Origin of the sequence: Citrobacter sp. UYEF32 (assembly GCF_040546205.1) — a bacterium.
GTDB lineage: Bacteria > Pseudomonadota > Gammaproteobacteria > Enterobacterales > Enterobacteriaceae > Phytobacter > Phytobacter diazotrophicus.
Genome location: NZ_JBEPNI010000002.1, coordinates 686280 through 708110, shown reverse-complemented (window position 1 = coordinate 708110; position 21831 = coordinate 686280). Strand labels below are relative to the sequence as shown.

The 21831-nt window shown below is 54.6% G+C and carries 20 protein-coding genes and 1 pseudogene; 6 read left to right on the top strand and 15 right to left on the bottom strand.

Translation table 11 applies throughout. The annotated features are described in order from the left end of the window. Positions 1 to 39 precede the first annotated feature (39 nt). Positions 40 to 987 carry a PfkB family carbohydrate kinase gene (locus ABIB59_RS07790; protein ID WP_354034824.1) on the top strand — a complete coding sequence of 316 codons (948 nt, stop codon included), beginning with the start codon at positions 40 to 42 and terminating at the stop codon, positions 985 to 987. A 247-nt stretch (positions 988 to 1234) separates the two neighbouring features. Here ABIB59_RS07790 and ABIB59_RS07785 read toward each other — a convergent pair whose 3' ends face one another. Continuing rightward, a complete protein-coding gene (locus tag ABIB59_RS07785; protein ID WP_354034822.1) occupies positions 1235 to 1912 on the bottom strand; it encodes a DUF1963 domain-containing protein in 678 nt (225 codons plus the stop codon). A 291-nt stretch (positions 1913 to 2203) separates the two neighbouring features. Here ABIB59_RS07785 and ABIB59_RS07780 point away from each other — a divergent pair, with 291 nt between their 5' ends. Next, positions 2204 to 2710: a P-loop nucleotide/nucleoside kinase family protein gene (locus ABIB59_RS07780; RefSeq protein ID WP_354034820.1), complete on the top strand. Its 507-nt coding sequence runs from the start codon at positions 2204 to 2206 to the stop codon at positions 2708 to 2710. A 50-nt stretch (positions 2711 to 2760) separates the two neighbouring features. On the opposite strand, the gene ABIB59_RS07775 is transcribed toward ABIB59_RS07780, so the two are convergent. Together ABIB59_RS07775 and ABIB59_RS07770 are read right to left on the bottom strand one after the other, a co-directional pair. After that, positions 2761 to 3549, bottom strand: a complete 789-nt coding sequence (locus tag ABIB59_RS07775; RefSeq protein WP_354034818.1) for a phosphotransferase family protein — start codon at positions 3547 to 3549, stop codon at positions 2761 to 2763. Between the two features lie 56 nt (positions 3550 to 3605). Beyond that, positions 3606 to 4487 carry a LysR family transcriptional regulator gene (locus tag ABIB59_RS07770; RefSeq protein ID WP_222555852.1) on the bottom strand — a complete coding sequence of 294 codons (882 nt, stop codon included), beginning with the start codon at positions 4485 to 4487 and terminating at the stop codon, positions 3606 to 3608. Between the two features lie 102 nt (positions 4488 to 4589). Here ABIB59_RS07770 and ABIB59_RS07765 point away from each other — a divergent pair, with 102 nt between their 5' ends. Further along, positions 4590 to 5603: an aldo/keto reductase gene (locus tag ABIB59_RS07765; RefSeq protein ID WP_354034816.1), complete on the top strand. Its 1014-nt coding sequence runs from the start codon at positions 4590 to 4592 to the stop codon at positions 5601 to 5603. Between the two features lie 97 nt (positions 5604 to 5700). Here the strand turns inward: ABIB59_RS07765 and ABIB59_RS07760 are convergent, their stop codons facing one another. Beyond that, complete coding sequence (locus ABIB59_RS07760) at positions 5701 to 6894, bottom strand: MFS transporter (protein WP_071196109.1); 1194 nt, start codon at positions 6892 to 6894, stop codon at positions 5701 to 5703. A gap of 113 nt (positions 6895 to 7007) precedes the next feature. On the opposite strand from ABIB59_RS07760, the gene ABIB59_RS07755 reads away from it, so the two are divergent. Next, complete coding sequence (locus ABIB59_RS07755; RefSeq protein WP_354034814.1) at positions 7008 to 7964, top strand: AraC family transcriptional regulator; 957 nt, start codon at positions 7008 to 7010, stop codon at positions 7962 to 7964. 20 nt (positions 7965 to 7984) lie between these two features. Here ABIB59_RS07755 and ABIB59_RS07750 read toward each other — a convergent pair whose 3' ends face one another. The 10 genes from ABIB59_RS07750 to ABIB59_RS07705 form a co-directional block, all read right to left on the bottom strand. Beyond that, on the bottom strand, positions 7985 to 8665 hold the full coding sequence (locus ABIB59_RS07750) for an ABC transporter substrate-binding protein (RefSeq protein ID WP_354034813.1): 681 nt from the start codon (positions 8663 to 8665) through the stop codon (positions 7985 to 7987). Between the two features lie 112 nt (positions 8666 to 8777). Then, the gene (locus tag ABIB59_RS07745; protein ID WP_079496658.1) at positions 8778 to 10010 is read right to left on the bottom strand and encodes an MFS transporter; all 1233 of its coding nucleotides are present in this window, start codon (positions 10008 to 10010) and stop codon (positions 8778 to 8780) included. A gap of 324 nt (positions 10011 to 10334) precedes the next feature. Continuing rightward, positions 10335 to 11873 (bottom strand): DHA2 family efflux MFS transporter permease subunit, encoded by a 1539-nt coding sequence (locus ABIB59_RS07740; protein ID WP_039079399.1) that lies wholly within the window; start codon positions 11871 to 11873, stop codon positions 10335 to 10337. Positions 11874 to 11883: 10 nt separating this feature from the next. Further along, complete coding sequence (locus ABIB59_RS07735) at positions 11884 to 13074, bottom strand: HlyD family secretion protein (RefSeq protein ID WP_039079400.1); 1191 nt, start codon at positions 13072 to 13074, stop codon at positions 11884 to 11886. 27 nt (positions 13075 to 13101) lie between these two features. Then, entirely contained in the window at positions 13102 to 13557 is a 456-nt protein-coding gene (locus ABIB59_RS07730; protein ID WP_071196112.1) for a MarR family transcriptional regulator, read from the bottom strand. An 816-nt stretch (positions 13558 to 14373) separates the two neighbouring features. Beyond that, a complete protein-coding gene (locus ABIB59_RS07725; protein WP_136048958.1) occupies positions 14374 to 14595 on the bottom strand; it encodes a hypothetical protein in 222 nt (73 codons plus the stop codon). Further along, entirely contained in the window at positions 14579 to 15232 is a 654-nt protein-coding gene (locus ABIB59_RS07720) for an Ssp6 family T6SS pore-forming effector (protein WP_335201992.1), read from the bottom strand. Before ABIB59_RS07720 ends, ABIB59_RS07725 begins: the two co-directional genes overlap by 17 nt. A gap of 884 nt (positions 15233 to 16116) precedes the next feature. After that, the gene (locus ABIB59_RS07715; protein ID WP_335201991.1) at positions 16117 to 16887 is read right to left on the bottom strand and encodes an SDR family NAD(P)-dependent oxidoreductase; all 771 of its coding nucleotides are present in this window, start codon (positions 16885 to 16887) and stop codon (positions 16117 to 16119) included. A gap of 55 nt (positions 16888 to 16942) precedes the next feature. Next, a complete protein-coding gene (locus ABIB59_RS07710; RefSeq protein ID WP_354034809.1) occupies positions 16943 to 18142 on the bottom strand; it encodes an arabinose transporter in 1200 nt (399 codons plus the stop codon). Between the two features lie 66 nt (positions 18143 to 18208). Further along, complete coding sequence (locus tag ABIB59_RS07705) at positions 18209 to 19531, bottom strand: amidohydrolase family protein (protein WP_354034807.1); 1323 nt, start codon at positions 19529 to 19531, stop codon at positions 18209 to 18211. Positions 19532 to 19735: 204 nt separating this feature from the next. On the opposite strand from ABIB59_RS07705, the gene ABIB59_RS07700 reads away from it, so the two are divergent. After that, positions 19736 to 20632, top strand: coding sequence for a LysR family transcriptional regulator (locus tag ABIB59_RS07700; RefSeq protein WP_354034805.1), 897 nt, complete (start codon positions 19736 to 19738; stop codon positions 20630 to 20632). A gap of 340 nt (positions 20633 to 20972) precedes the next feature. Further along, positions 20973 to 21311, top strand: a complete 339-nt coding sequence (locus ABIB59_RS07695; RefSeq protein ID WP_039079404.1) for a colicin E1 family microcin immunity protein — start codon at positions 20973 to 20975, stop codon at positions 21309 to 21311. A gap of 189 nt (positions 21312 to 21500) precedes the next feature. Here the strand turns inward: ABIB59_RS07695 and ABIB59_RS26375 are convergent. Continuing rightward, positions 21501 to 21605: pseudogene (locus ABIB59_RS26375) on the bottom strand (DUF7661 family protein); the annotation flags it as partial. Positions 21606 to 21831 lie beyond the last annotated feature (226 nt).

Sequence of the window (21831 nt, the reverse complement as noted above, 5' to 3'; positions counted from 1 at the left end):
TCCAGGGTATAAATAACTAATTATGTTTGAGGTAGTGTCATGAACATTTGGACTATTGGCGATGCGGTAGTTGATCTCTTACCGCTAACAGATATGCAGTATCAGGCCTGTGCCGGAGGTGCCCCTTTCAATGTGGCGGTTGGAACTGCTCGCCTGAATTGTCAGAGTGGATTTATCGGCCGGGTCGGTGACGACGATTTCGGTCTTTTTTTAAAGGAAACCCTCTGCTCATCGGGAGTTTCTGTCCAGAGTATGCAGATGGATCCTCATCACAGAACCAGTACCGTACTGGTTTCCCTTAATAATCACGGTGAACGTGGATTTACGTTTCTTACCAATCCTTCGGCAGATCAGTTTTTAACACCTGACGCTCTCCCCGATTTAAGTACAGGAATATTGCATTTCTGCTCTCTGGCGCTCGTCGCTAAAACCTGTCGCAACACGTTAGTTACGGCTATCGAAAAAATAAAACAGAGTAACGGTTTGCTGAGTTTTGATGTGAATTTACGTGAGCAAATGTGGAGCGACCGGCAGGAGATGCATGACACTGTGCACCATTTCGCCCTACAGGCTGACATACTTAAATTATCTGAGGAAGAATGGTACTGGCTGGCAGAGACGCACGATTTTAACCAAGCGCTGGATTTCCTTAAAACCCTACCAGCACGGCTGAAGGTTGTAACCTATGGCGCGCAAGGCGCAATGATTCTGCAGAACGACATGATCATTCATTTTAATGGCTACACCGTAAACAGCGTTGATACAACGGGAGCGGGTGATGCGTTCCTGGCGGGTTTACTTGCTTATATCGCTCAAGCTGGAATGCCGCAGGACATTGAGCAAATCAAAGACGCCATGACGCAGGCCAGCGCCTGCGGCGCACTGGCAACAACCCGGAAAGGCGCGCTGACAGCCCTACCGGATAGTAAGACGCTGAATGAATTTATCAGACAATATCCTCTGCCGGACTATGAAATAAAAGCGTAGCCTCAACGATAGCCAGCAACACCCGGCCTGAAGCGTTCCGGTGCAAGCCACCGGGACTCGTTTTGCTTTCCTCCTCCCTATTTTGAAACGACATATTAAGTGTAACCTCCGCTTATGGCGCGGCGCGATCGGCCGCGGGAGGCATGACGGCAGCGATAAGAAAAAGCAGAAATGCGTACATGTTTGCATAAGTGATTAAAAACTAATGACACCGACGCCCCTTAACAACGGATAACAGGTCAATTTATCAGTAGAACTGACATGAAAATCGCCAGACGCCGTCTGGTGATTTGTGAAAATAGCCAATGCCGTTGTCCGCCCACATCCAGTTAACTTTTTCTTCAGATCCCACCTGAAAGACGAAATCCTCAAGCCCGACGCCATGTTGTATTTCCGCAGGGTATCCGCCAACTTTGGTTCCCCCGTAGCGGCTAAAGTCCTCAAAGAAACTATCACTGGCTGGTTCATCATCGTTTACGGCAGAAAGATCAAGAATATCCCAGGCATCCTCCCAGCCCGGCGCATCATCATTGACACTTAACCATCGCACAGGAAACGCGCGATACGGCGTGGCCAGTTCAGGTAATAACTCAAGCCCATCAAGCGTGGCATATTCACGAATTAGCCAGCCTTCACCATGGGGTTGGTCAAAAGGATGGCTTTCCATATTATGAAAGAGAACCAGAAGAGCGACATTCTCGAGTTGTTCAGGAATAACAGGAAGCTCATCGATACGAATCTGAAGAAGCGGAAACATCGGTTTCCCTCTCCAGACAGGCAGCCCTTCGCTTGCAAGCGATACTCCTTTTAAAAACCAGGAGGTAAGAGGATCTGCACTGGGGCGAAAACCACCGACCTGAGCCACCGATGCGGGGCGCAATTTGGACCTGAGCTCTTCTAAAACTAACGCACTTTCGGATTTCATCTTCGTTGCCTTGCGTATGAGGATATTCTCTTAATATCGCGGATTCAGACCTGCTCATTATATATAAAAATGATTCCCGAAAAGGCCCGGACCAAAGAAGACCTCAGTAAGCCTTTCTCAAAACAGATGACTTTTCACCCTCCCCCTGCTAGCTTCATCTGATGATAAAAATTTGTTCAGTATCTTCTTATGCGTTAATTATTATCACCTGCACCTGTCAGGTGGGATAACGCTCGTCATTTTCCCGCCGGTAAGGCGGGCCTTACCGGTAATCATCCAGTGAGGCAAAGCATGAATACGGATACACCTGTCAAAGCAGTAAAACCAACTCTTCACCTTTTATGTGGAAAAATCGCTTCGGGTAAATCCACGTTAACTGCAAGGTTGGGGGCGTCGCCAGGCACGATCATTATCAGTGAGGACACGTGGCTGGCTGCGCTCTATAAAGATGAAATACAGTCCGTCGCGGCGTATGTGCAGTGCGCAGCAAAGCTCAAAAATGCCATGAAGCCACATCTGATATCCTTGCTTAACGCTGGTGTCTCGGTCGTTCTGGATTTTCCGGCAAATACACGGGCGAATCGTGAATGGATGATGGATATCATTACGGCGTCGGGTGCTAATAATTGCCTGCATTATCTCAACGTCTCTGACGATATATGCAAAGCCCGTTTACGCGCCCGTAACGCCGAAGGCGCGCACGATTTTGCGGCAACAGATGAAGAGTTTGAAATGATAACGCGTTATTTCACAGCACCGAGTGCAGATGAAAGGTTCACTATTATTGAATTCAGCTAAAATAGTGAACCTGAGCCGTCAGCAGACGGCTTTTTAATGCCCGTATTTATTCAAAGCATTTTCTCTATGTTATCTAACCAGTCGGGAAGATGTTCCTGGTACCAGTTAAGATACAAAGGAAAGGTTGATTTTTTCCGCTCATAAAGCAGCGTAATCACTTCGGTGACGATCCATGCTTTAGCAATAGCCATTTCTCTCGCCAGCGCTGTGGAATTACGCTGACCCGATAACTGGCAATAGCGTTCGGCAAGATCAGTAAAGGCGTGTTTCGCTCCCATTCCTTTTATAAGGGGAGCCAGATCGATAGCCGGGCTTCCTCTTCCAAATCTTTCCCAGTCGAAAAGCACAACATCACCGTTCGCTCTTCTTCCCCAATTACCGGCATTGCTATCGCCAGAAATCAGATTCTGATAACCAAACAAAACATCACTACACTGCCGGAAGTGCCGAAATTGTCGTGCACTTTTGTCGGGTAACGCCAGGAGCAGAAGAGCGTGCTCAAGCGCGGAGTCTGACCATGCATGGTTGTGGTAAAGCCACTGCGGACTGGCGGCGTATCGATGTAAGTTTCCGAGCATAATGAGTATTTCATCTGCGCAGACTTCATCCTGGTCAACTTCACGGGGGATATATTCCAGTCTTAGCCTGCATAACTCAGGATCGGCAGATAACAGTTTCGGCACGGCAACGCCTGCGTGGGTGAGTGCATTGGCCGCCTGTTGATAAAAATGGTACTCCACCTCACTAACAGGACATTTCTCGATGAACTGATAACCCGCTTCATCCACAAGAAGCGCCACTCTGGCTACCCCCATCCGGGATAGATTTTCAACTGACATAGCTCACTCCTTCATCAGGTATTTTTCTGGTACTCCGGCGTTTAAAGCGATGGCATTTATGCGCGAATAAAATCGACAAAGGCCCGCAACGCGGTCGGCAGATTCCGCCGCCCGGAGTAGTAGAGGAAAAATCGCCCCGGCGGCGCGCTGAAGCTATCCAGTAGAGACACCAACCGACCCGCAGCTACCTCTTCTCTCACCATCGCCTCGTAAACGTAAGCAATGCCTGCACCGTCGCGTGCAGCCTGAATCATTAACATATCGTCGTCGAAAACCAATGGGCCAGCAACAGCAACGGTCAGCGATTTTCCTGAGACCAGAAATTCCCAGTGATAGTGGCGGCCACTTGGGAAACGGCGGCAAACACAGGCGTGGTCCAGCAGTTCGTCCGGCGTTTTCGGCGCGTCACGCAATTTCAGGTAAGACGGCGACGCAACACAGACGAAGCGCTGCGGCGGACCGACAGGGACAGCCACCATATCTCCGGCCAGGCTTTCGCCAAAACGGATACCTGCGTCAAAGCCACTGTCCACGATATCAGCCAGGCCGTCGTCAGTCACAACGTCGACTTTTACGCACGGATACTTCGCCACAAATCCCGCCAGTATCGGGGCCAGCACCAGCCAGGCCGCCGGACGCGGTACATTCAGACGCAGCGTGCCTGCGGGTACCGCCTGTAACGCCGTCACGTCGGCGAGCGCATCGGCGACATCACGCAAAGCAGGAGCGAGCCGGGCCAGCAGGCGATGGCCTGCCTCGGTGGGCGTAACGCTGCGGGTGGTGCGGTGGAGCAGACGCACGCCCAGTCGCTCTTCAAGTCCACGCATGGCATGGCTCAGGGCCGAGGCAGAGACACCCCGCTCAGCGGCCGCTTTACGGAAACTGCGATGCCGTGCCACGGCTTCAAAGGCGTCAAGTTCATGCAGATCGATTGTCATATTGATGAGAATTATTCAGTAGTTCATCAAACATAACATGGCTTATCGCCTGCTATCTACCGTGACACACTGGCGCCGTCTACTTGATTGAGGAGTTAAACCATGCAGCACAGAAAACTGGGGAATGCCGATTTCACTATCTCACCTATCGGGCTGGGAACCTGGGCCATCGCGGGGGCGGGCTGGGAATTTGGCTGGGGAGCGCAGGATGACGAAGAAAGCCTGTCCGCGCTGGAATACGCCGTGGAACGCGGCGTGAACTGGATCGACACCGCCGCCGTTTACGGTCTGGGTCATGCCGAGGAAATTGTCGGAAGACTGCTGCGCCGGGTGCCAGCTTCGCGCCGTCCGTTAGTCTTCACCAAAGGCAGCCTGGTCTGGGATCCGATAAGTCGGCAGATTTCGCACTCCCTGGCACCGGATTCGTTGATTCGGGAGATTGACGCAAGCCTGCGCCGCCTTCGGACAGAAACTATCGATCTGTATCAGATCCACTGGCCTGCCTTCCCGGCAGACGGCCCGGATGACGGCATTGAGGCGGCGCTCTCGGTGCTGGCCAAGGCTCGTCAGCAAGGAAAAATCCGCGCCATCGGCGTCTCCAATTTTGACGTCGCACAACTCAAGCGCGCCCAGGCCGTTACGGAGATTGCCTCACTCCAGCCGCCTTATTCAGCACTCATGCGCGAGGTCGAATCTGACATCCTGCCCTTCTGTGAGCAAACGGGGGTCGGCGTCATCGCCTATTCCACCCTGCAATCAGGTCTGCTGAGCGGTGCGATGACGCGTGAACGCATCGCCCGCCTCCCCGATGACGACTGGCGCAAAACCCGCAGTCCGGACTTTCGGGAGCCACGGCTGACCCAAAACCTTGCGTTGGTGGAGACCTTCCGTCGGATTGGCGATCGCCACGGGCTGACACCCGCGGCGGTGGCGATTGCCTGGGTGCTGAGACAGCCTGCCATATCCGGTGCGATTGTCGGCGCACGCCGCCCGGCACAGGTCGACGGTCTGCTGGGGGCTGCCGGGTTCAGACTAAGCGAGGACGAACTGGCTGAAATCGCGCCGTTTCTGCCCGAAGGCATGGGCACCAACGTGCCAGAAGAAACGGCGTCCTGAATGGCGTCCCTTTATCCTTAATGGAAAAGGTCGCCACTGTCTCACTCAGCGCTTTGGGCTGTACATCCGGCACAAAGCGCGCTCTTTTGCAGGGTATTTATGCGGCGACCGGTTTTGTCCGCACGCCGATAAATACAATGAACATCGCCGTCAGCAGCAGTAACCCGCTGCCGGTGAAGACACCGCTTGCCCCGCTGACGTCGAATATTGCCCCACCGCCTGCCGCGCCCGCGCCAATGGCAAGCTGCACCGATGCCACCAGCAGCCCGCCCGCGCTTTCCGCCTCATCCGGCACGGTCGTCGCAAGCCAGGTGCTCCAGCCTACCGGCACCATGCCAAAGGCAAAGCCCCACAGGGTAACCAGCAAGCCATCCAGCAACGCCAGATGCCCAAACAACACCATCGCAACCGCCATCAGCCCCATTCCAAACGGCACCAGCGCCAGGGTCAGATGTAAATTGCGTGATAGCAGATGCCCGGCGAGGGAGGTGCCGACAAAGTTTGCCAGCCCAAATCCCAACAGGATCAACGAAATGCTCTCCACACTCACCTGTCCGACAGTCTCCAGAAAAGGTCGCAGATAGGTGAAGAAAGCAAAATGGCCGCTGAAAATCAGAATACTCGCCAGCATCCCGCCCACCATGCCCGGTCGACGCAGTACGCGAAACAGTGCGCTCAGGCTGCTACTGTGTTCCGGTTTCATGGATGGCAGCACCCATAATTGCCACAGCAGCGCCAGCGCGCTCGGTGCGGTTGAAAGAAGAAAGACATTACGCCAGCCTATAATGCTGCCCAGATAGCTGCCTAGCGGTGCGGCGACGACTGTTGCAACCGACACGCTGGAAAAGATAATCGCCAGCGCTTTTGGCACCTGGGCGATGGGTACCAGCCTTAGCGCGGTGGCGGTCGACATCGCCCAGAAGCCACCAATCGCCACGCCTAACAGCAGACGCCCAAGCAGCAATACATGCAGCGAGGGGGCAAAGGCCACCAGCAGACTGGAGATGATTTGCAATACCGAAAAGAAAATCAGCACCCAGCGACGGTCAATATTTTTCGTGGCGGCGGCAATCAACAGCCCACTCAGCAGTGCCACCAGTGCCGTGGCGGTCACCGCCTGCCCGGCCATCCCTTCGCTTACCCCCAGACTCGCCGCCATGGGCGTCAATAAACTGGCGGGTAAAAACTCGGCGGTAATCAAACCAAACACCCCAAGCCCCAGTGAATAGACGGCTCGCCAGGCGGGCTTTACGGGCGCAGTCGCCTCTCTCGCCGCAACATCTGCATTCATTTGTTCTCTCCCGTCATAAAATGTGACCTGTGTCGCAAAGCATAGGAAGTTCCCCACGGACGATCTATGACATATAATCTCCAATTATTGATAATTCGTCCGGAGTTGTAGCGATGGCGATTCAGACACCCGATCTCATCAGCGAGTTACTGCGCGGTATGCGCCTTTCTGGCGTGAAATACCGCCGCTTTGAGGCCAGCGCGCCGTTCGGTTTCGCCTTCGACGCCGCACCCGGTAAAGCCCAGTTTCATTTCGTTAGCCGTGGCCCGGCGGTATTACGGATGGAGAGCGGTACCCGTTTTGCGCTCAACAGCGGCGATGCGCTGTTTATTCCCAACGGCAACGCTCATGCCCTGCTCTCGGATGACAACGCGACGGCGACGCCGGTCTCTGCATTTCACGGCGAAGCCATTTGCGGCTCGGTTTGCCAAATCACCTGCGAACCCTGCAAAGGCAGTGAAAACGTGGTGATATTCAGCGGATGTATGGATTTCGAACTGGGCGGGATGCAGCCGCTGATTAAAGCGATGCCGGAAGTGATGATGGTCAGTAAGCTGATGTCAACCTGGCCGGAAATTCACCCCCTGCTTGCCGCCATGGAGCGCGAATCAATGACCCGTCAGGTCGGGTTTGCGGGTATCCTGGCGCGGCTGGCGGATGTGGTCGCAGCGTTGATTGTGCGCGGTTGGGTGGAAGCCGGTTGCGGCAAAGCCACCGGCTGGGTGCAGGTGCTGCGCGACCCACGGCTGAGCCGGGCGATTTACGCCATGCATCAACAGCCGGGCATTAACTGGAGCGTGGCGGACCTGGCAAAAGAGGCAGGAACATCCCGCTCTGTCTTTGCTGAACGTTTCCTCTCTGCCACCGGTAGCACCCCGGCAAAATATCTCAGCGAGCTACGTATGCGGCTGGCGATCCAGTACATTAGCCATGAAAATCAGGCTATCGAAACCGTAGCGCTGCGACTGGGCTATGGTTCGCTCGCGGCATTCAGCCGGGCCTTTAAGCGCATTGTCGGCCACCCGCCGGGCGCCCTTCGCGAGGCCCCCCAGTCACAGCCGGAGTTATGAGGGTTTGCACCGGTTGAAGACTACTGGCGCATATGTCCGGCAATCATTTCTGACAAGGTGTTTTCTTCACCCAACCGGGCGAGCCGTTCTGTTATGGCATCAAAATACCGATCATCGGCTTTTGCCACGCAGATGGCCTGTTGAATTTCGGTGAAATCATCCGGCAACACGCGAAAGCCTGGATTGTTTTGGGCTGCGGCCTCAAGCGGCTGGCGAATACCGGCGGCCATCTCACCTTCCCCCGCTAAAAAAGCATCAATCGCCGCCTGGGAGGATGAAAGGCGGTTTAGCGTTGCATGATGTAACTCGCGTGATAGCCAGAGGTCATAGGCCGCATTCTTACCCACATTGATGACGACACCCGGCTTATCCATGTCGCTAACGCTTCGCCAGTCACTCTGTTCGCGCACCAGCAAGGTCCCTTTAATGGTGATATACGGGGACGTAAAGCGCAGGCGATCCTCGCGTTTGGGATCGATTGCCAAAAAGGCAATATCCCAGACGTCCTGGCCGGCATCCTCAACCACCTTCCCGGCGGCAGGATAAGTGATGAATTCCGGGCGGCAATGCAGATGACGGGCGATATCTTTTGCCAGTTCGACGGTGATACCTGCTGGCTGACCATCAGGCATCAACGAGGCCAACACAGCATTACCTAAATTGATGGCAAAACGCAGGGTGGGTAACGTTTCATCTGACATGAGCTTCTCCTGTGCGCAACGCGGTGTGATCGGTTCTCCCGTCAGGAAAAGATAGCAACAGGCCGTTCGTCATGCGCGGGCAATCTGCAATTGAATTGCCCGCGCCTTATTGCTACGCCCCACTTTCCAGCCGCTGGCGCTTACGAAGATTAGGGAACCACTTCATCCATAGCGCCACCACCACCAGCGTACCGATACCGCCAATGGCCGCCGCAGGCACGGCACCAAGCCAGGCGGCAAGCATCCCGGACTCGAACTCACCCAATTGATTTGAAGTATTGATAAAAATGGAGTTCACCGCGTTGACGCGCCCGCGCATCTCATCCGGCGTGTCGAGTTGTACCAGCGAGCCACGAATGACCATGCTGACCATATCACAGCCGCCCAGCGCAAAAAGCGCCAGCAGCGACAGCCACATCCAGCTCGACAGCGCGAAAACCAGCGTGGCAACACCAAACCCCGCCACACTCATAAACATGATCATCCCGACATTGCGCTTAAGCGCACGATGGCTTAACCAGAAGCCCATCAGCAACGCCCCTACGGCAGGGGCGCTACGCAGCACACCCAGACCAATGGGGCCGGTGTGCAGCACATCGTGAGCGAAAATCGGCAGTAGCGCCGTTGCCCCGCCCAGCAGGACGGCAAAGAGATCGAGGGAGATAACCCCTAAGACATCCGGGCGCTTACGGATAAAATCGACACCGGCAAACAGTGAGGAAAGCGTCGGCGGGGTACGCGGCGGCAGCGCCTGCTCATAGCGCAACGTCAGCACCAGCATTAACGAGAGCAGATACAGCCCCGCCGTCACCGCATAAACCACCTCCGCACCAGCCGCATACAGGAAACCGCCCAGCGCAGGCCCGACAATCTGCGCCGCCTGGCCGGATACCGCGTTGGCGGCCGTAGCACGCGGCAAAATCGAGGTGGGCACCAGCGCAGGTAGCATCGAGATCATCGCCGGTGATTCAAGGGTTTTCGCCGAAGAGATAATAAAAATCAGCGACAGGATCACCCCAACGCTGGCATCCCCTTTCCAGGTCAGCCAGGCGAGGAGCGCAATGGCCGCCCATTCCAGTATCTGGCCAAACATCACGACCCGACGGCGATCAAACTGGTCGGCAATATGTCCGGCGGGCAGTGCGAGAATAACGGAAGGGAAAAATTGCACCAGGCCTATCATGCCCAGCCAAAAGGCACTGTGGGTTTGCGAATAGATTTGCCAGCCAACGATGATAGACAACATCTGAAAGCCGAAGCTTGAGCTGGTGCGCGCCAGCCAGAACGAGACGAATGAGCGATGTTGCAGTAAACGGCCATCGTTGCCGGACAACAGTGGTGCCATAGAAAATCCTATAAAAGTGGTAAGCCAGGGCATGATGTTTGCCCGGCGGTGGTTCCTGGTTCCCGTTTAGTGAATGCTGTAGCACCTGGGATACGCATAGCATTATTCAGTACATGTCCGTTAAGTGGACCAGGTTCCGTTCACGAAGACTCATGCGAACTCCGTCACGCTCACCCTCGTGAACGGGTAAAGGGGGCCACCGCGGCCCCCTGCTCAATCCCCGCAGCTATCGCTGTTAGCCACGGGTTTCATTGCGTCCAAAATGGCTATGTCGTGAACGGAACCTTTCCTTCCTCGCTAATATAGCGTCCCTTCTCACTCTTATTAATGCCCCGCCGCTGGCGCTGCCCCCGGCGCACCGGCGCGAATAAACGGCGGTTTCGCAAACCAGATAATCACCACCAGCACCATAAACCCCCACCCCAACAGCCAGAAATAGTCGATGGTCGACATCATATAGGCCTGCTGTTCGATGGTTTTATCCACCGCGGCAAGGTGCTGCTGCGTGACGCCACCCATCTTATTGAGGTAATCCATGGCAGGCGGGTGATACACCGAGACACTCTCGGTCAGATTCGCATGGTGAAATACCTCACGCCGCGACCACAGCCAGGTCGTCAGTGACGAGGCAAAAGAACCTCCCAGCACGCGGAAGAACGTCGCCAGACCGGAGCCTTCCGCCACTTCATTGCCGTGCAGGTTCGACAGCACAATCGTGGTGATCGGCATAAAGAACAGCGCTACACCGATACCCATAAACATCTGCACTTCGGCGATAGTGCGAAAATCCACGCTGGTGTTGAACTGCGCACGCAGCAGACACGACACTCCCATGGTCAGGAACGACAGCGACGCCAGAATCCGCAGATCGACCCGGTTGGCATAACGCCCCACGATAGGCGTAAGCAGCAGCGGCAGGAAGCCCATCGGCGCCGCCGCCAGCCCCGCCCAGATCGCGGTGTAGCCCATCTGGGTTTGCAGCCACTGCGGCAGAATAATGTTGATGGCAAAGAACGCCGCGTAGCCGAGCATCAGTGTGGTGGTGCCAATGGCGAAGTTACGGTCGGCAAACAGCCGCAGGTTTACTATCGGATGGCGCTCGCCAAGCTCCCAAATCACAAAGGAGACCAGCGCAATAGCTGAGATCACCGACATAACAATGATCTCGGTCGACGAGAACCAGTCGAGATCGTTGCCTTTATCCAGCACCACCTGTAACAGACCCACGCCCAGCACCAGCAGCATAATGCCGATGTAATCAATGGGGGCGTGCGTGGTGGTCTCCTCACGTTCGCGCAACTGCGTCCACACGACGATGGCCGCAAAAATACCGATCGGCACGTTGATATAGAAAATCCACGGCCAGGAGTAGTTATCGGTGATCCAGCCCCCGGTAATCGGCCCGACGATGGGCGCCACCACGGTCACCATCGACAGCAGCGCCAGCGCCATGCTGCGTTTGGTGGTCGGGAAGATAACCAGCAGCAGCGTCTGGCACATCGGGAACATGGGCCCGGCGAAAAACCCCTGCAGCGCACGGAAGATAATCAGCTCGGTCATGCTATGGGCAAAGCCGCACAGGAACGAGGTCAGAGTAAAGAGTGTGACCGATCCAACAAACAGCTTAAGTTGCCCAAAGCGCCGGGTAAACCACCCGGTCAACGGCAGTGCGATGGCATTGCAGACTGCAAACGAGGTGATAACCCAGGTGCCCTGGTCCGAACTCACGCCAAGGTTGCCGGCGATGGTCGGCAACGCCACGTTGGCGATGGTGGTATCCAGCACCTGCATGAAGGTCGCCAGCGACAGCGCAATGGTGGCGAGCAGCAGGCTGGGTGGCGTAAAGGCCGCCTTATCTTGCATAACGCCCCTCTTAGCGGCTGTTTGCCGCTACGGACTGACTGTTGTCATGAAGGATTTTCGCCACCATCTGATCGGCTTTATCCAGCGCGTTCTGGTACACATCGGTGGTAAAGCGCGGTGCTGCGACCGTTTTTTGCGGCAGCAGATGGCCTTCGGTGTCGCGGATATCCACTTTGGCAAACATCGACAGCCCGACACGCAGCGGATGTTTCTCCATATCGTGCGGGTCGAGGGTAATACGCACCGGAAGACGCTGAACGATTTTGATCCAGTTGCCGCTGGCGTTCTGGGCTGGCAGCAACGAGAACGCACTGCCAGTACCAATACCTAAGCTCTCAATGGTGCCCTGGTATTCCACTTTATCGCCGTACAGATCGGCGGTCAGGACCACCTTTTGTCCCAGACGCATGGTGTTCATCTGGCTCTCTTTGAAGTTGGCATCCACCCAGACCTGATCCAGCGGGACGATCGACATCAGCGTCGTGCCGGAGTCAACGCGCATCCCCAACTGGACCGCGCGTTTCGCCACAAAACCGCTGACCGGCGCCACAATGGTGCTACGGGCGTTATCCAGATAGCGCTGGCGCAGGGTTGCCACCGCGCTTTTGATTTCCGGGTGGCTGTCGATGACCGTGTCATCCACCATCGCCAGGTTGGTACTCAACGCCTGTTGCGCCGCCGCTAAATCACTCTGCGCCGTGGCCACGGCATCGCGATAGTGCGACATATCTTCTGCCGCAATCGCCCCGCTGGCAAAAATCTTCTGTCGACGCGCGAAGTCGTTCTGCGCGGTTTGCAGGGCCACTTTTTTCGCCGCCACCTGAGCGCGGTAGTTGTCTGCGGTGCTGTACAGACCACGGACCTGACGCACGGTGCTGGCCAGGTTGGCTTCCGCCTGTTGCAGGGCAATTTGCGTGTCGCTTGGGTCAAGCAATACCAGCGGCTGGCCTTTGGTGACGTAATCCCCTTCATCAACGGCGACCTGGGTGACTGTTCCGGCAATTTGCGGGGTCAGTGTCACGAGGTTGGCATTAACGTAGGCATCGTCAGTGGTTTCGTAATAACGGGCATACAGGAAGTACCATGCCAGGCAACCGGCGGCAATAAGCACCAGGATTACCAGCAGTATGGCGAAGTTGCGCTTACGTTTGCTGGGTGCGCGTTCTGGTTGTGCAGATGACTGTGCAGATGAATTTTGCATCTTTATCGTAACCTTATTCAGGACAACTTAACGATGGGGTTTGGTGGCCTCGTCTGGCAGCATTTTGATCAATAGCTGTACCAGCAGGCGGGATTCTTCTGGGGTCAGACGGGCGGTCAGCGAGCCAAGAATGGAAGACAGCGCTTCGTTCTGAAAGCGATCGCAAATTTTCTGCCCTTTCTCAGTCAGCGCCAGGATAACCTGACGTTTGTCTTCCGGATTGGGAGTGCGCAGGATCAGTTCGCGCTTCACCATCCGCTCGAGCATCCGGCTCATAGCCCCGGCATCCATCAACAAATTTTTGCTGACTTCAAGCGGGCTGTTGAAACCTTTGTAAATGCTGATCAGGACTTTAAATTGCGCAGCGGTGATATCCGTGTCGGCAAAAAAGTGGCTGATAAGCTGGTCTTTAAACTGGTTCGCCAGATGAATCAGTAAGCCGAGATGGAGCTTAGGATTAGGGGTATCTGTAACGTCTTTCATGTTATTTGCCTGGTCAATAATTACAAATGAAATTACTGACCAGGCAAATGTTTGTCAACGTGGTGTCAGCAAAAGAGCACAAATCTATACATTCTGAATGGTGCGTTTCGCGCCGCGGCGCTTATAGCCGGATACTGTTGCGCCGTTTTCGGCGGTCCGGCGGGTCGATTTGCAGACGTTTCAGGGACACAATGATAGGCAGAAATGAGACCCGGCTAAGGGTACCCATCGCACCAGGGTCAAGAATGGCGAGGTTAACGGCCGGGATGTAGCCGATGCACAACGGCGTGACGATACAGGCAGTATTGCCAGAGAAGTTGAAAACTCAGCCGGAGACGCCCAGGATCTCTTTCGGTGACGATCGCGGAGGATGCACCCGTCGATATTGCCGAAGCCTTTGGCAAAGAACGCAATGCTCATCACTACGGCCATGTCGGAGGTGATGTAAGCATCCCTGCAAACCGGCCCAATCACTTTTAGAGATCTTCGACATACTGACTATGTCCCTGAGGAGATCGCCATGCATAAAGCCCGATTCACCGAACACAAGATCATTGCCATTCTGAAGCTTGTCGAAGCCGTCCGCGCGCGATAAAACATCATTACGCATACCGAGCATTATTTGGTGCTTAACCCTTCAGAAATCGAATGCTTTATATCGTTACAGCTCGATAACGACAGATACGAATACACCATCCGGTTCATTGAACTGGCCATACAATGCCGGCAGCTCGAGGGAATGGGCCTCGCAGATGTTTGTGGGTTACGTAACGATGTAATTTTCTATGAAGCCATGTTCATTGCGCGGCCATTTTTTTATTGGTGAGGCCTTTCCGGCAGGATTTTGATGATGATAGATACAACCAGCACCGACAGGCTAATTGCAATAATGCGTTCATGCCAGGTTTCGTAATGAAAGAACCAGTAGCAGCATAAGAAGAAAAGCAATCCACCCAGGATTGCGGCTCCGGTTTCGAGCAGCGAATGGAATATTCGTCGCCCTACGCTCAGCTTTGGTGGCTCATTTCGTTGTTGCATGTAGTTCACTCTCTACCATGTCAAGTATCTGTTCAAACGCTCCCTGCCCCTGCGTCCGCTTGACGTGCAGTGCTTCAAGGAATGGATTCAGTGCAGGCTCAACCAGGAAATACAGCAGGTCAAAATTGCGGTGTCGGAGCGCGTAGTAGACTTCCGGGTCACTCTTCCGCAGACGCTCAGACGTGTAAATTGATCTTTCTGCCATACCCCCGGCTAAAAGGAGATTACCTATCAGCCCCCCACGCAGTGAGATTAACAGCGAGCTGCGTTGAGCAATTACCGTGGCCAGTTTTCCCGCTATCACGGAATTGGTGACAGTCCTGCCAGCAACTGAAGCGACAACTTTACCGTAGATGTTGTTCTGTTTCTTTTCCGGCACACTTTTATTGAAGATGGCAAGTACCGTCGCAATTGTTTGCAGGAAATTTTCATTATCCAGAATGCCATTTTTTATGGCGGTAACCATCCTGATTTTTTCAGTTTCGCGCTGGTATCGTGAATCAGTATCAATATATCCATAGGCCAGATAGCCGATATCGGTCGGGACAGACAGCACTCCATCAGCAAACCCTATCGCTGTTTCAGGAGATACTATGATTTTCGCGATCCGACGTGCAATCTCAAGGTAGCTACTCATACAAACCTGGTTCCTAATTAATTGTATTGCTCAGTGTAGAGGGGGAATCCGGTAATTGAACAGCCCCGGTATAAAAAACAGCACTTAATTGTTAAATATCAAAAAGCTGTAACGCGCATTTGTGGTCACTGGCCACTTTAAGGGGGGTGACGCTCAATAGAGTGGGTTCACGCGTTAAGAAAAGTTTATCCTGTAAATACAAATATTACGGTTGCTTAAAAAACAGCCCCCCGAAAAACATTTATTCCAGTGCGCAGCCAGCCTTTGTATGTGTCGAAGGCACATTCCAGCGCAAATCAGCTTGAATGAGATATTGATATAAAATCCGCCTGAGGATCCGGCAAAGCCTGCTTCATGATAGACGATCGCTATTAACCCCCTCACCCTTGTATGTAATAGGTACATGGTGGTTAGCTACTGCCATATGAGGCGAAGTGAGCTAGTCTCCCTCACGAAGTTAAACCTTGCTTAGCAAGCTTATGGCCCTTCGCATCACCTTTCACGCCTGATCTGCTCTCCGTTGATTGAAACAGAACGCTATTAGCAATGTCCGCAACTCACTGTGAGTTTAACTGATGATTTCCTGTCGACTCTGGAGTTCCGGAAGCGGGCATTTGGGAAAAGGCGTTACGTTAATTGATGAAGAGTGGTTTACGCTCAGCTATTAATAGTAATGTTATTTGAATGAAGAGATCTGATTTTTTTGCGCAGAGTGAACATCATGGGTTCACAATCAGGTTAAGTACCAATCGGGCAAAGTAGATAATTGAAGGATGAAGTGCTTTATTAACCGGCTGTACGATTAATTACAGCCGGCCAAAGAACCGTCGAGAACCAGGCTGGGAATGACATGTCCTCTACTAAAGCTGGTTAAACTTCCCTTCTTACTCCGGCAACATAACACCTGAAAGCTCAGCACAGATATGAAGCAGGCGATCCTGTAGTGCAACATCATGGGCCTGTGGATTCGCGGTCATGCGCTTGAGGTGGTAGAAATATTTACCTGTTACCTTTGCCTGCGGATCATCACTGGCGGCAAGCCAGGCCTGAGTCAGATGCGCCTGGTTCATATCGTCGGGCGCACCTGGGCCGCCCATTTTTGTGGGCACCCAGCCGGGCTCCAGAGAGTTGACGTGCACTCCCCGCCAGCGACGCGCCACGGCAAAAGCCAGCATCGCGTCATGCAGTTTGCTCTCAGCGTAGGCCTCAGCGCCATTCCAGGGCCGCTTGCGCCAGAGAATATCGTCCAGACTGGACCCGACATGATGATGCATACCGGAACTCAGATAGACGAGGCGCTGCGGACGCGCGATCAATGCGGTTAGTATGTAAGCGGAAAGTGTATTAATTGCGAACACATGCGGCAGCCCGTCTCGGGTCACACGACAGGCTTCACGATAGCCTACTGCGGCGTTATGGATCACAGCATCGAAATGCCCAAGATCGTTAACGCGTGATGCGGTTTCCTTCGCCCCAGCAATCGTTTCGAGGTCGCCGACGACGACCGCTTCGGCCTGCGGTAAAGCGCGCCGGGCATCTTCTGCACGACTGATATTACGCGCGTGCAGCACAACATCATGCCCCTGCTGAACCAGCAGTTCAGCCGTCATCAGGCCCAGGCCGGTGGACGAGCCGGAAATAAAAATACGAGACATAAAACTTCTCCAGAGTAGTGCGCCGCCAGACACGGCTGACGGCACTGCGTGATATTCAGGATTCGGCGCGGCGGGAGACACTCGCGAGCAGCGCACCCAACAGTGCACACAGCGCGCCAGAGAGATAAACGGCGGCATAACTGTAATGACCGGCGATAAACCCCGCAGCCGGGCCAGAGAGGCCATAGGCGATATCAAGAAAAGCGACGAAGGCGCCCATCGCACTACCACGATTGGCCGGTGGCACCCGCCGGAGTGCTTCGACACCCAGCGTCGGGAAAACCAGCGCACAGCCCAGTCCGGTCACCAGCGCACCGGCAAGCGCCGTCCATTCATTTGTGCCCAGCCACAACATGGCCTGGCCGATGGCTTCAACCGTCAGCGACCAGATTGCCACGCGATAGCCGCCCATCCGATCAGGCAGATGGCCGAAGACAAGGCGAACGAAAATAAACCCGAGCCCAAAGGCTGTCATGACCAGACCGGCGTTCTGCCAGTGGTGTGCCGCAAAGTACAGCGAGGCAAAAGCGGTGAGTCCGGATAAGCCGACACCCTGCAGCATCAGCCCCAGCCCTTCGCGCCAGATGCGTCCGATCACCCGATAAAATGGCAGTCGCGCGCCTCCTGGCGACACATAAGCAGAAGAGCCTAGCGCGATCAGCACAGACAATACCGGTGCAGCGATGCAGGCCATCATGGCCACTGCGAGGCTGTAATGCTGATACAGCGCCATGCCAACCGGCGCGCCAATTGACAGAGCCGCGAACATGGCAATGCCGGTCCATGACATCGACATTCCGGCCCGCTGCGGGCCAACCGAAGCAATCGACCAGGAGACACACCCCGTGACGAACTGGCTTTCGCCAAAGCCAGCCATCAGACGACCTGCAATGACGATGCCGAGGCTGGCGGTGGGTGATAGATTCAACGCGGAAGCGGCCAGATACAACCCACCCGCCAGTGCTGAAAGTAGTGCACCCTGCAGTGCAGAACGCTTGCCGCCCTGCTGGTCGGTCACCCGTCCGGCATAGCCACGGGTAAGCACGGTGGCCAGAAACTGAATGCCGATCACCAGTCCCACCACGAGGTTACTGAATCCGAGGTGACCATGTATGAATAACGGAATCACCGGCAATGGCAGGCCAACCGCCAGATAGCCAAAGAACAGTGCGGCGATAACGCCCGATGCCGGGCGGGGAAGCAGCGCGGGCGGTGTGTTTTCCTGCGCGCTCCGCTTTATAGCGAGATCTGACATGGAAATCTCCTGTGTGAGAAAGGCGTAAAAGTGTGATACGGCCCGCCGCGACGGGCCGCTCTGTCCTCAGGCTGCGGTGAAGCGATCGACGTGCCAGCCGCTGGCTTTGAGCAGGTAATCACGGGACGCCGTGATATCCGCCTCCAGCGCGGCCAGATCAACGTCAATCAGTTGTCCCGCGCGCTTACGTAACTGACCCGCCACCATTACCGTGTCCACATCCGCGCGTTCAATCGCCTGCACCACCGTTCCGGTTACGTTCGTAACCGGGAAGACGGCGACGCCGCTGGTACGTACCATGATGATGTCAGCCTGCTTACCTGGCGTAAGGGTGCCGATCTGGTCCTCCAGTCCGGCTGCGCGTGCGCCATTGACGGTTGCCGCCTTCAGCACGGCCGCGACCGTAACAGGTGCTGGCGCGTTGTCTTCGCCACGGAAGCGTCGGTAGCGCATCGCCGAGCGTTGTTGTCCAAACAGCGCATGCATTTCTCCGAACATATCGCTGCCAAACGCGGTATCCAGGTCAATGCCCAGCGCTGGCGTCAGACCATAATTAACGGCCTGCTGATAAGCGAAGCTCTCGTCGTCAAAGCCAAACAACGCATCTGAACGCGGATTAATGGTGACGTTAACGCCTGCGTCGGCCAGTAACTGCCATGTCTCCTGCGGAACCCGAGAACAGTGGTTAAAAATGTTATGCGTGCCCAGCACGCCCGGTTTGGCAAATTCAGGGCCGAGCTTCACCAGATCTCCGATGAATTCCGTCAGAATCCGCATGTCAAGATCGCGTGCGATCTGCCACCAATCCAGATTAAGCTGCCCAAACAGGCCCACGCGTACCAGGCTTTCCGGGGTATTCCAGCGCTGCGCCAGCCGCGGCAGATCGCCCGGCAGATGCGCGGCTGACGCTTGCTTGTCCATCGCCGCTCCCACCATGTGTAATGCGCGAATGCCGCTCTCCTGCAGGGCATCCAGCGCGGCATCAGTGTGAGTCGGGCTGCGCGCGTTGTGGCAGGCATCAATAACGGTAGTGATACCTGCGTCCAGAGAGGCGGCCGCGGTCAGTCTGGTACTCAGATACATGTCCAGCGGCCGGTAGTGGACACCCAGTTTTTCGGCGACAACATCAATGTAAGCAAACAGATCGTCCACATCTGGCATCATGCGACGCATGACACCCAGCCACATGTGATGATGAGCATCAATCAGCCCTGGCATAACAATATGATTAGTGGCATCAATCACCTCAGCGTCATCCGCCTGCAGAGCCGGACCAACAGCCGCGATACGATCGTCCTCAACAAGGACGTCGCCGACGTCAAGATTAGGAACATTGGCATCCAGCGTAAGGATAGTGCCGCCTTTGAAAAGAGTGCGCTTCGTTGTCATGTCGTATTCCTCAGAATAAAGGGATGTTGTCCGTTGCGGCGTTGCCCGGCCCGAAACCGAAAAAACGGCGTGTCGCAACGACATGACCGACACAATAGGTTGCGCACCATCTTTGATAAAGGTAGTTTTATTCAAATTATTTTTGCTAAAAATCAAAGATGAGTACTTATGAGTTTTGACGGACGACTTCTCTCCGGGCTAAGTGTGTTGGCAGCTGTCGTCGAGGCAGGTAGTTTCAGCCGCGCTGGCGAGATATTGGGACTTTCTGCTTCCGGCGTAAGCCGATCTATTGATCGGCTTGAAGAGCGGCTCGGTGTACGCCTGCTGAACCGCACCACGCGCACCCTGAACCTGACCAGCGAAGGCAGGGCTTTATATGAGCGCGCCGCACCGCATCTGGAAGGCATTGAGGTAGCGGCAAGCTATGTTTCTGGTGCTGCCGTGACGGTGCGCGGTGCATTGCGTGTTAGCGTGAATCCCATCTTCGCTCGCTACATTCTGGCACCCAAATTGCCGCTGTTGCGCCAGCGTCATCCGGATCTGAAACTGACGGTGGTACAGCAACCCGATGTCGGCGATCTAGTGACGGAGGGGATCGATGTCGCGGTGCGCTTCGGGCCGCAACCACCCTCTACCATCACATCAAAGCTGCTGCTGAATACGCGCGTGCTGACGGTAGCCGCGCCAGCTTATCTGGCACAGCACGGAAGACCACAGCATCCCCAGGACCTTACCGGGCATGAATGCATTCAGTATATTGATCCGCGCAGCGGTAAACCGTTCAGTTGGGAATTTCGGCGCGGTCGGGAATGGCTGTCGGTAGAGACACAAGGACATCTGATCACAACTGATGTCGATCTTATGGTGCAGGCCTGTGTGAGCGGCACCGGTATTGCGCAGGTGTTGTCACTGAGTGTCGCGCACCTGATAGCGGACGGGAAGCTCACAGAACTGTTTCCGGAGTGGCGGGATGAAACCTATCCGCTGTACATTGCCCGCCCATCGCGTCGTCTGGCACCAGCAGCTGTCGAGGCCTTTCTGAATTTTTGCACTGAAATCAGTGACGATTTTGAAGAGATCCAGCCCAAGGCACAGCGATGACAAGAATAGATTCGGTCTGCTTCGGGGAAGAAAACTCTTTAGCCGAAATGTCGCGAGATTGAATATCCGCTTCACGCTCATAGCTGCCGGTTAAATATCTCGCATTCAATACGAGAGGCGACAGGCTCATCTCTGATGGACAAAATTGGCGTAGTGTCCAGGTGGGACGGAGAATTAAACGAGGGTCATTACAAAGGTCACTGCCGCGATCTTATCAGTGGTCGGAACTCAAACGGGGCTTTCTGCATCTTCTCCGTGATGCTAATACCGGACCAAGCTGTACCCACGGTCGATGTCTCCTTTACAATATGGGGGGACTCTCACACCAATCAGGTAGCACATGACGCTAAAGGATTATCTTCGCCATTTTATTTGGGGAGCTGTTTTATTCGGGATCATCGTCTACACCCTATGGGACAAGTCCCGGACAGAAACCATTGAGGGTCTGTACCTGCTGGCAGCGTGTTGCATGCTGATGTTTCCCTTTGCAAAACAGTGCATTGAGCAGATCGCACTCAGATACACCCGTACGGAAGACTGGACCACCGGCATATGGATGGAGACACCTGCAAAAAACGGCATTTATGCAATGTACTACATGCTTCTCTTTACCATCGCGATCCCCCTGGGAGCCGGCTATGTGATCTATCTGGCCGTAAGTAAAAAAACGACCCGGTAAGCGCGGGGCACATGCCGTTCAAATATCTCGCATTCAGCACGAGAGGCGATAATCATCATCTCTGATGGGCAGAATAACCGGGCTGTCCAAGGGACACGGCAAATGACCACAATGGCCCCGTTCCGGAAGAAAGTGGAGCTGACGGGTTACGGTAAGGCGATCTCTGGTTCCGTATTCCTGAAAAGTGGTCAATGAACAGAATTGGCACCCCGTCAGGTCTGCGCGGAATACCAACCAGCAACCACCTTCACGCTTGACCCCAATATGCCGTCCAAAAACGTTGTAGATCAGCACTATCAGACCCCTTTCAGTCATTGTGTCACTGGGATGGTATATTCAACTGGTGATGATTACTTCGTCAACAGATGCAAAATGTCCGCCCCTCGCCCATAACGACCTTATCGTTTTTATCCTTTTTCAATAGCCTTACGCCAGGACGTTTTTTCATCCCGTTCATTATTTGTTCTCGGTTTCATCATAAAACGATCACACGCAATCCCCGTAATGTTGGGCATTCTCG

Bases quoted from the DNA above. Each gene is read 5' to 3' on its own strand.
- ABIB59_RS07750 (WP_354034813.1), bottom strand. From the start codon at position 8,665: ATGTCAGATGAAACGTTACCCACCCTGCGTTTTGCCATCAATTTAGGT.
- ABIB59_RS07775 (WP_354034818.1), bottom strand. From the start codon at position 3,549: ATGTCAGTTGAAAATCTATCCCGGATGGGGGTAGCCAGAGTGGCGCTT.
- ABIB59_RS07740 (WP_039079399.1), bottom strand. From the start codon at position 11,873: ATGCAAGATAAGGCGGCCTTTACGCCACCCAGCCTGCTGCTCGCCACC.
- ABIB59_RS07735 (WP_039079400.1), bottom strand. From the start codon at position 13,074: ATGCAAAATTCATCTGCACAGTCATCTGCACAACCAGAACGCGCACCC.
- ABIB59_RS07770 (WP_222555852.1), bottom strand. From the start codon at position 4,487: ATGACAATCGATCTGCATGAACTTGACGCCTTTGAAGCCGTGGCACGG.
- ABIB59_RS07695 (WP_039079404.1), top strand. From the start codon at position 20,973: ATGACGCTAAAGGATTATCTTCGCCATTTTATTTGGGGAGCTGTTTTA.
- ABIB59_RS07725 (WP_136048958.1), bottom strand. From the start codon at position 14,595: ATGCAACAACGAAATGAGCCACCAAAGCTGAGCGTAGGGCGACGAATA.
- ABIB59_RS07730 (WP_071196112.1), bottom strand. From the start codon at position 13,557: ATGAAAGACGTTACAGATACCCCTAATCCTAAGCTCCATCTCGGCTTA.
- ABIB59_RS07715 (WP_335201991.1), bottom strand. From the start codon at position 16,887: ATGTCTCGTATTTTTATTTCCGGCTCGTCCACCGGCCTGGGCCTGATG.
- ABIB59_RS07790 (WP_354034824.1), top strand. From the start codon at position 40: ATGAACATTTGGACTATTGGCGATGCGGTAGTTGATCTCTTACCGCTA.
- ABIB59_RS07710 (WP_354034809.1), bottom strand. From the start codon at position 18,142: ATGTCAGATCTCGCTATAAAGCGGAGCGCGCAGGAAAACACACCGCCC.
- ABIB59_RS07760 (WP_071196109.1), bottom strand. From the start codon at position 6,894: ATGAATGCAGATGTTGCGGCGAGAGAGGCGACTGCGCCCGTAAAGCCC.
- ABIB59_RS07705 (WP_354034807.1), bottom strand. From the start codon at position 19,531: ATGACAACGAAGCGCACTCTTTTCAAAGGCGGCACTATCCTTACGCTG.
- ABIB59_RS07785 (WP_354034822.1), bottom strand. From the start codon at position 1,912: ATGAAATCCGAAAGTGCGTTAGTTTTAGAAGAGCTCAGGTCCAAATTG.
- ABIB59_RS07755 (WP_354034814.1), top strand. From the start codon at position 7,008: ATGGCGATTCAGACACCCGATCTCATCAGCGAGTTACTGCGCGGTATG.
- ABIB59_RS07780 (WP_354034820.1), top strand. From the start codon at position 2,204: ATGAATACGGATACACCTGTCAAAGCAGTAAAACCAACTCTTCACCTT.
- ABIB59_RS07720 (WP_335201992.1), bottom strand. From the start codon at position 15,232: ATGAGTAGCTACCTTGAGATTGCACGTCGGATCGCGAAAATCATAGTA.
- ABIB59_RS07765 (WP_354034816.1), top strand. From the start codon at position 4,590: ATGCAGCACAGAAAACTGGGGAATGCCGATTTCACTATCTCACCTATC.
- ABIB59_RS07745 (WP_079496658.1), bottom strand. From the start codon at position 10,010: ATGGCACCACTGTTGTCCGGCAACGATGGCCGTTTACTGCAACATCGC.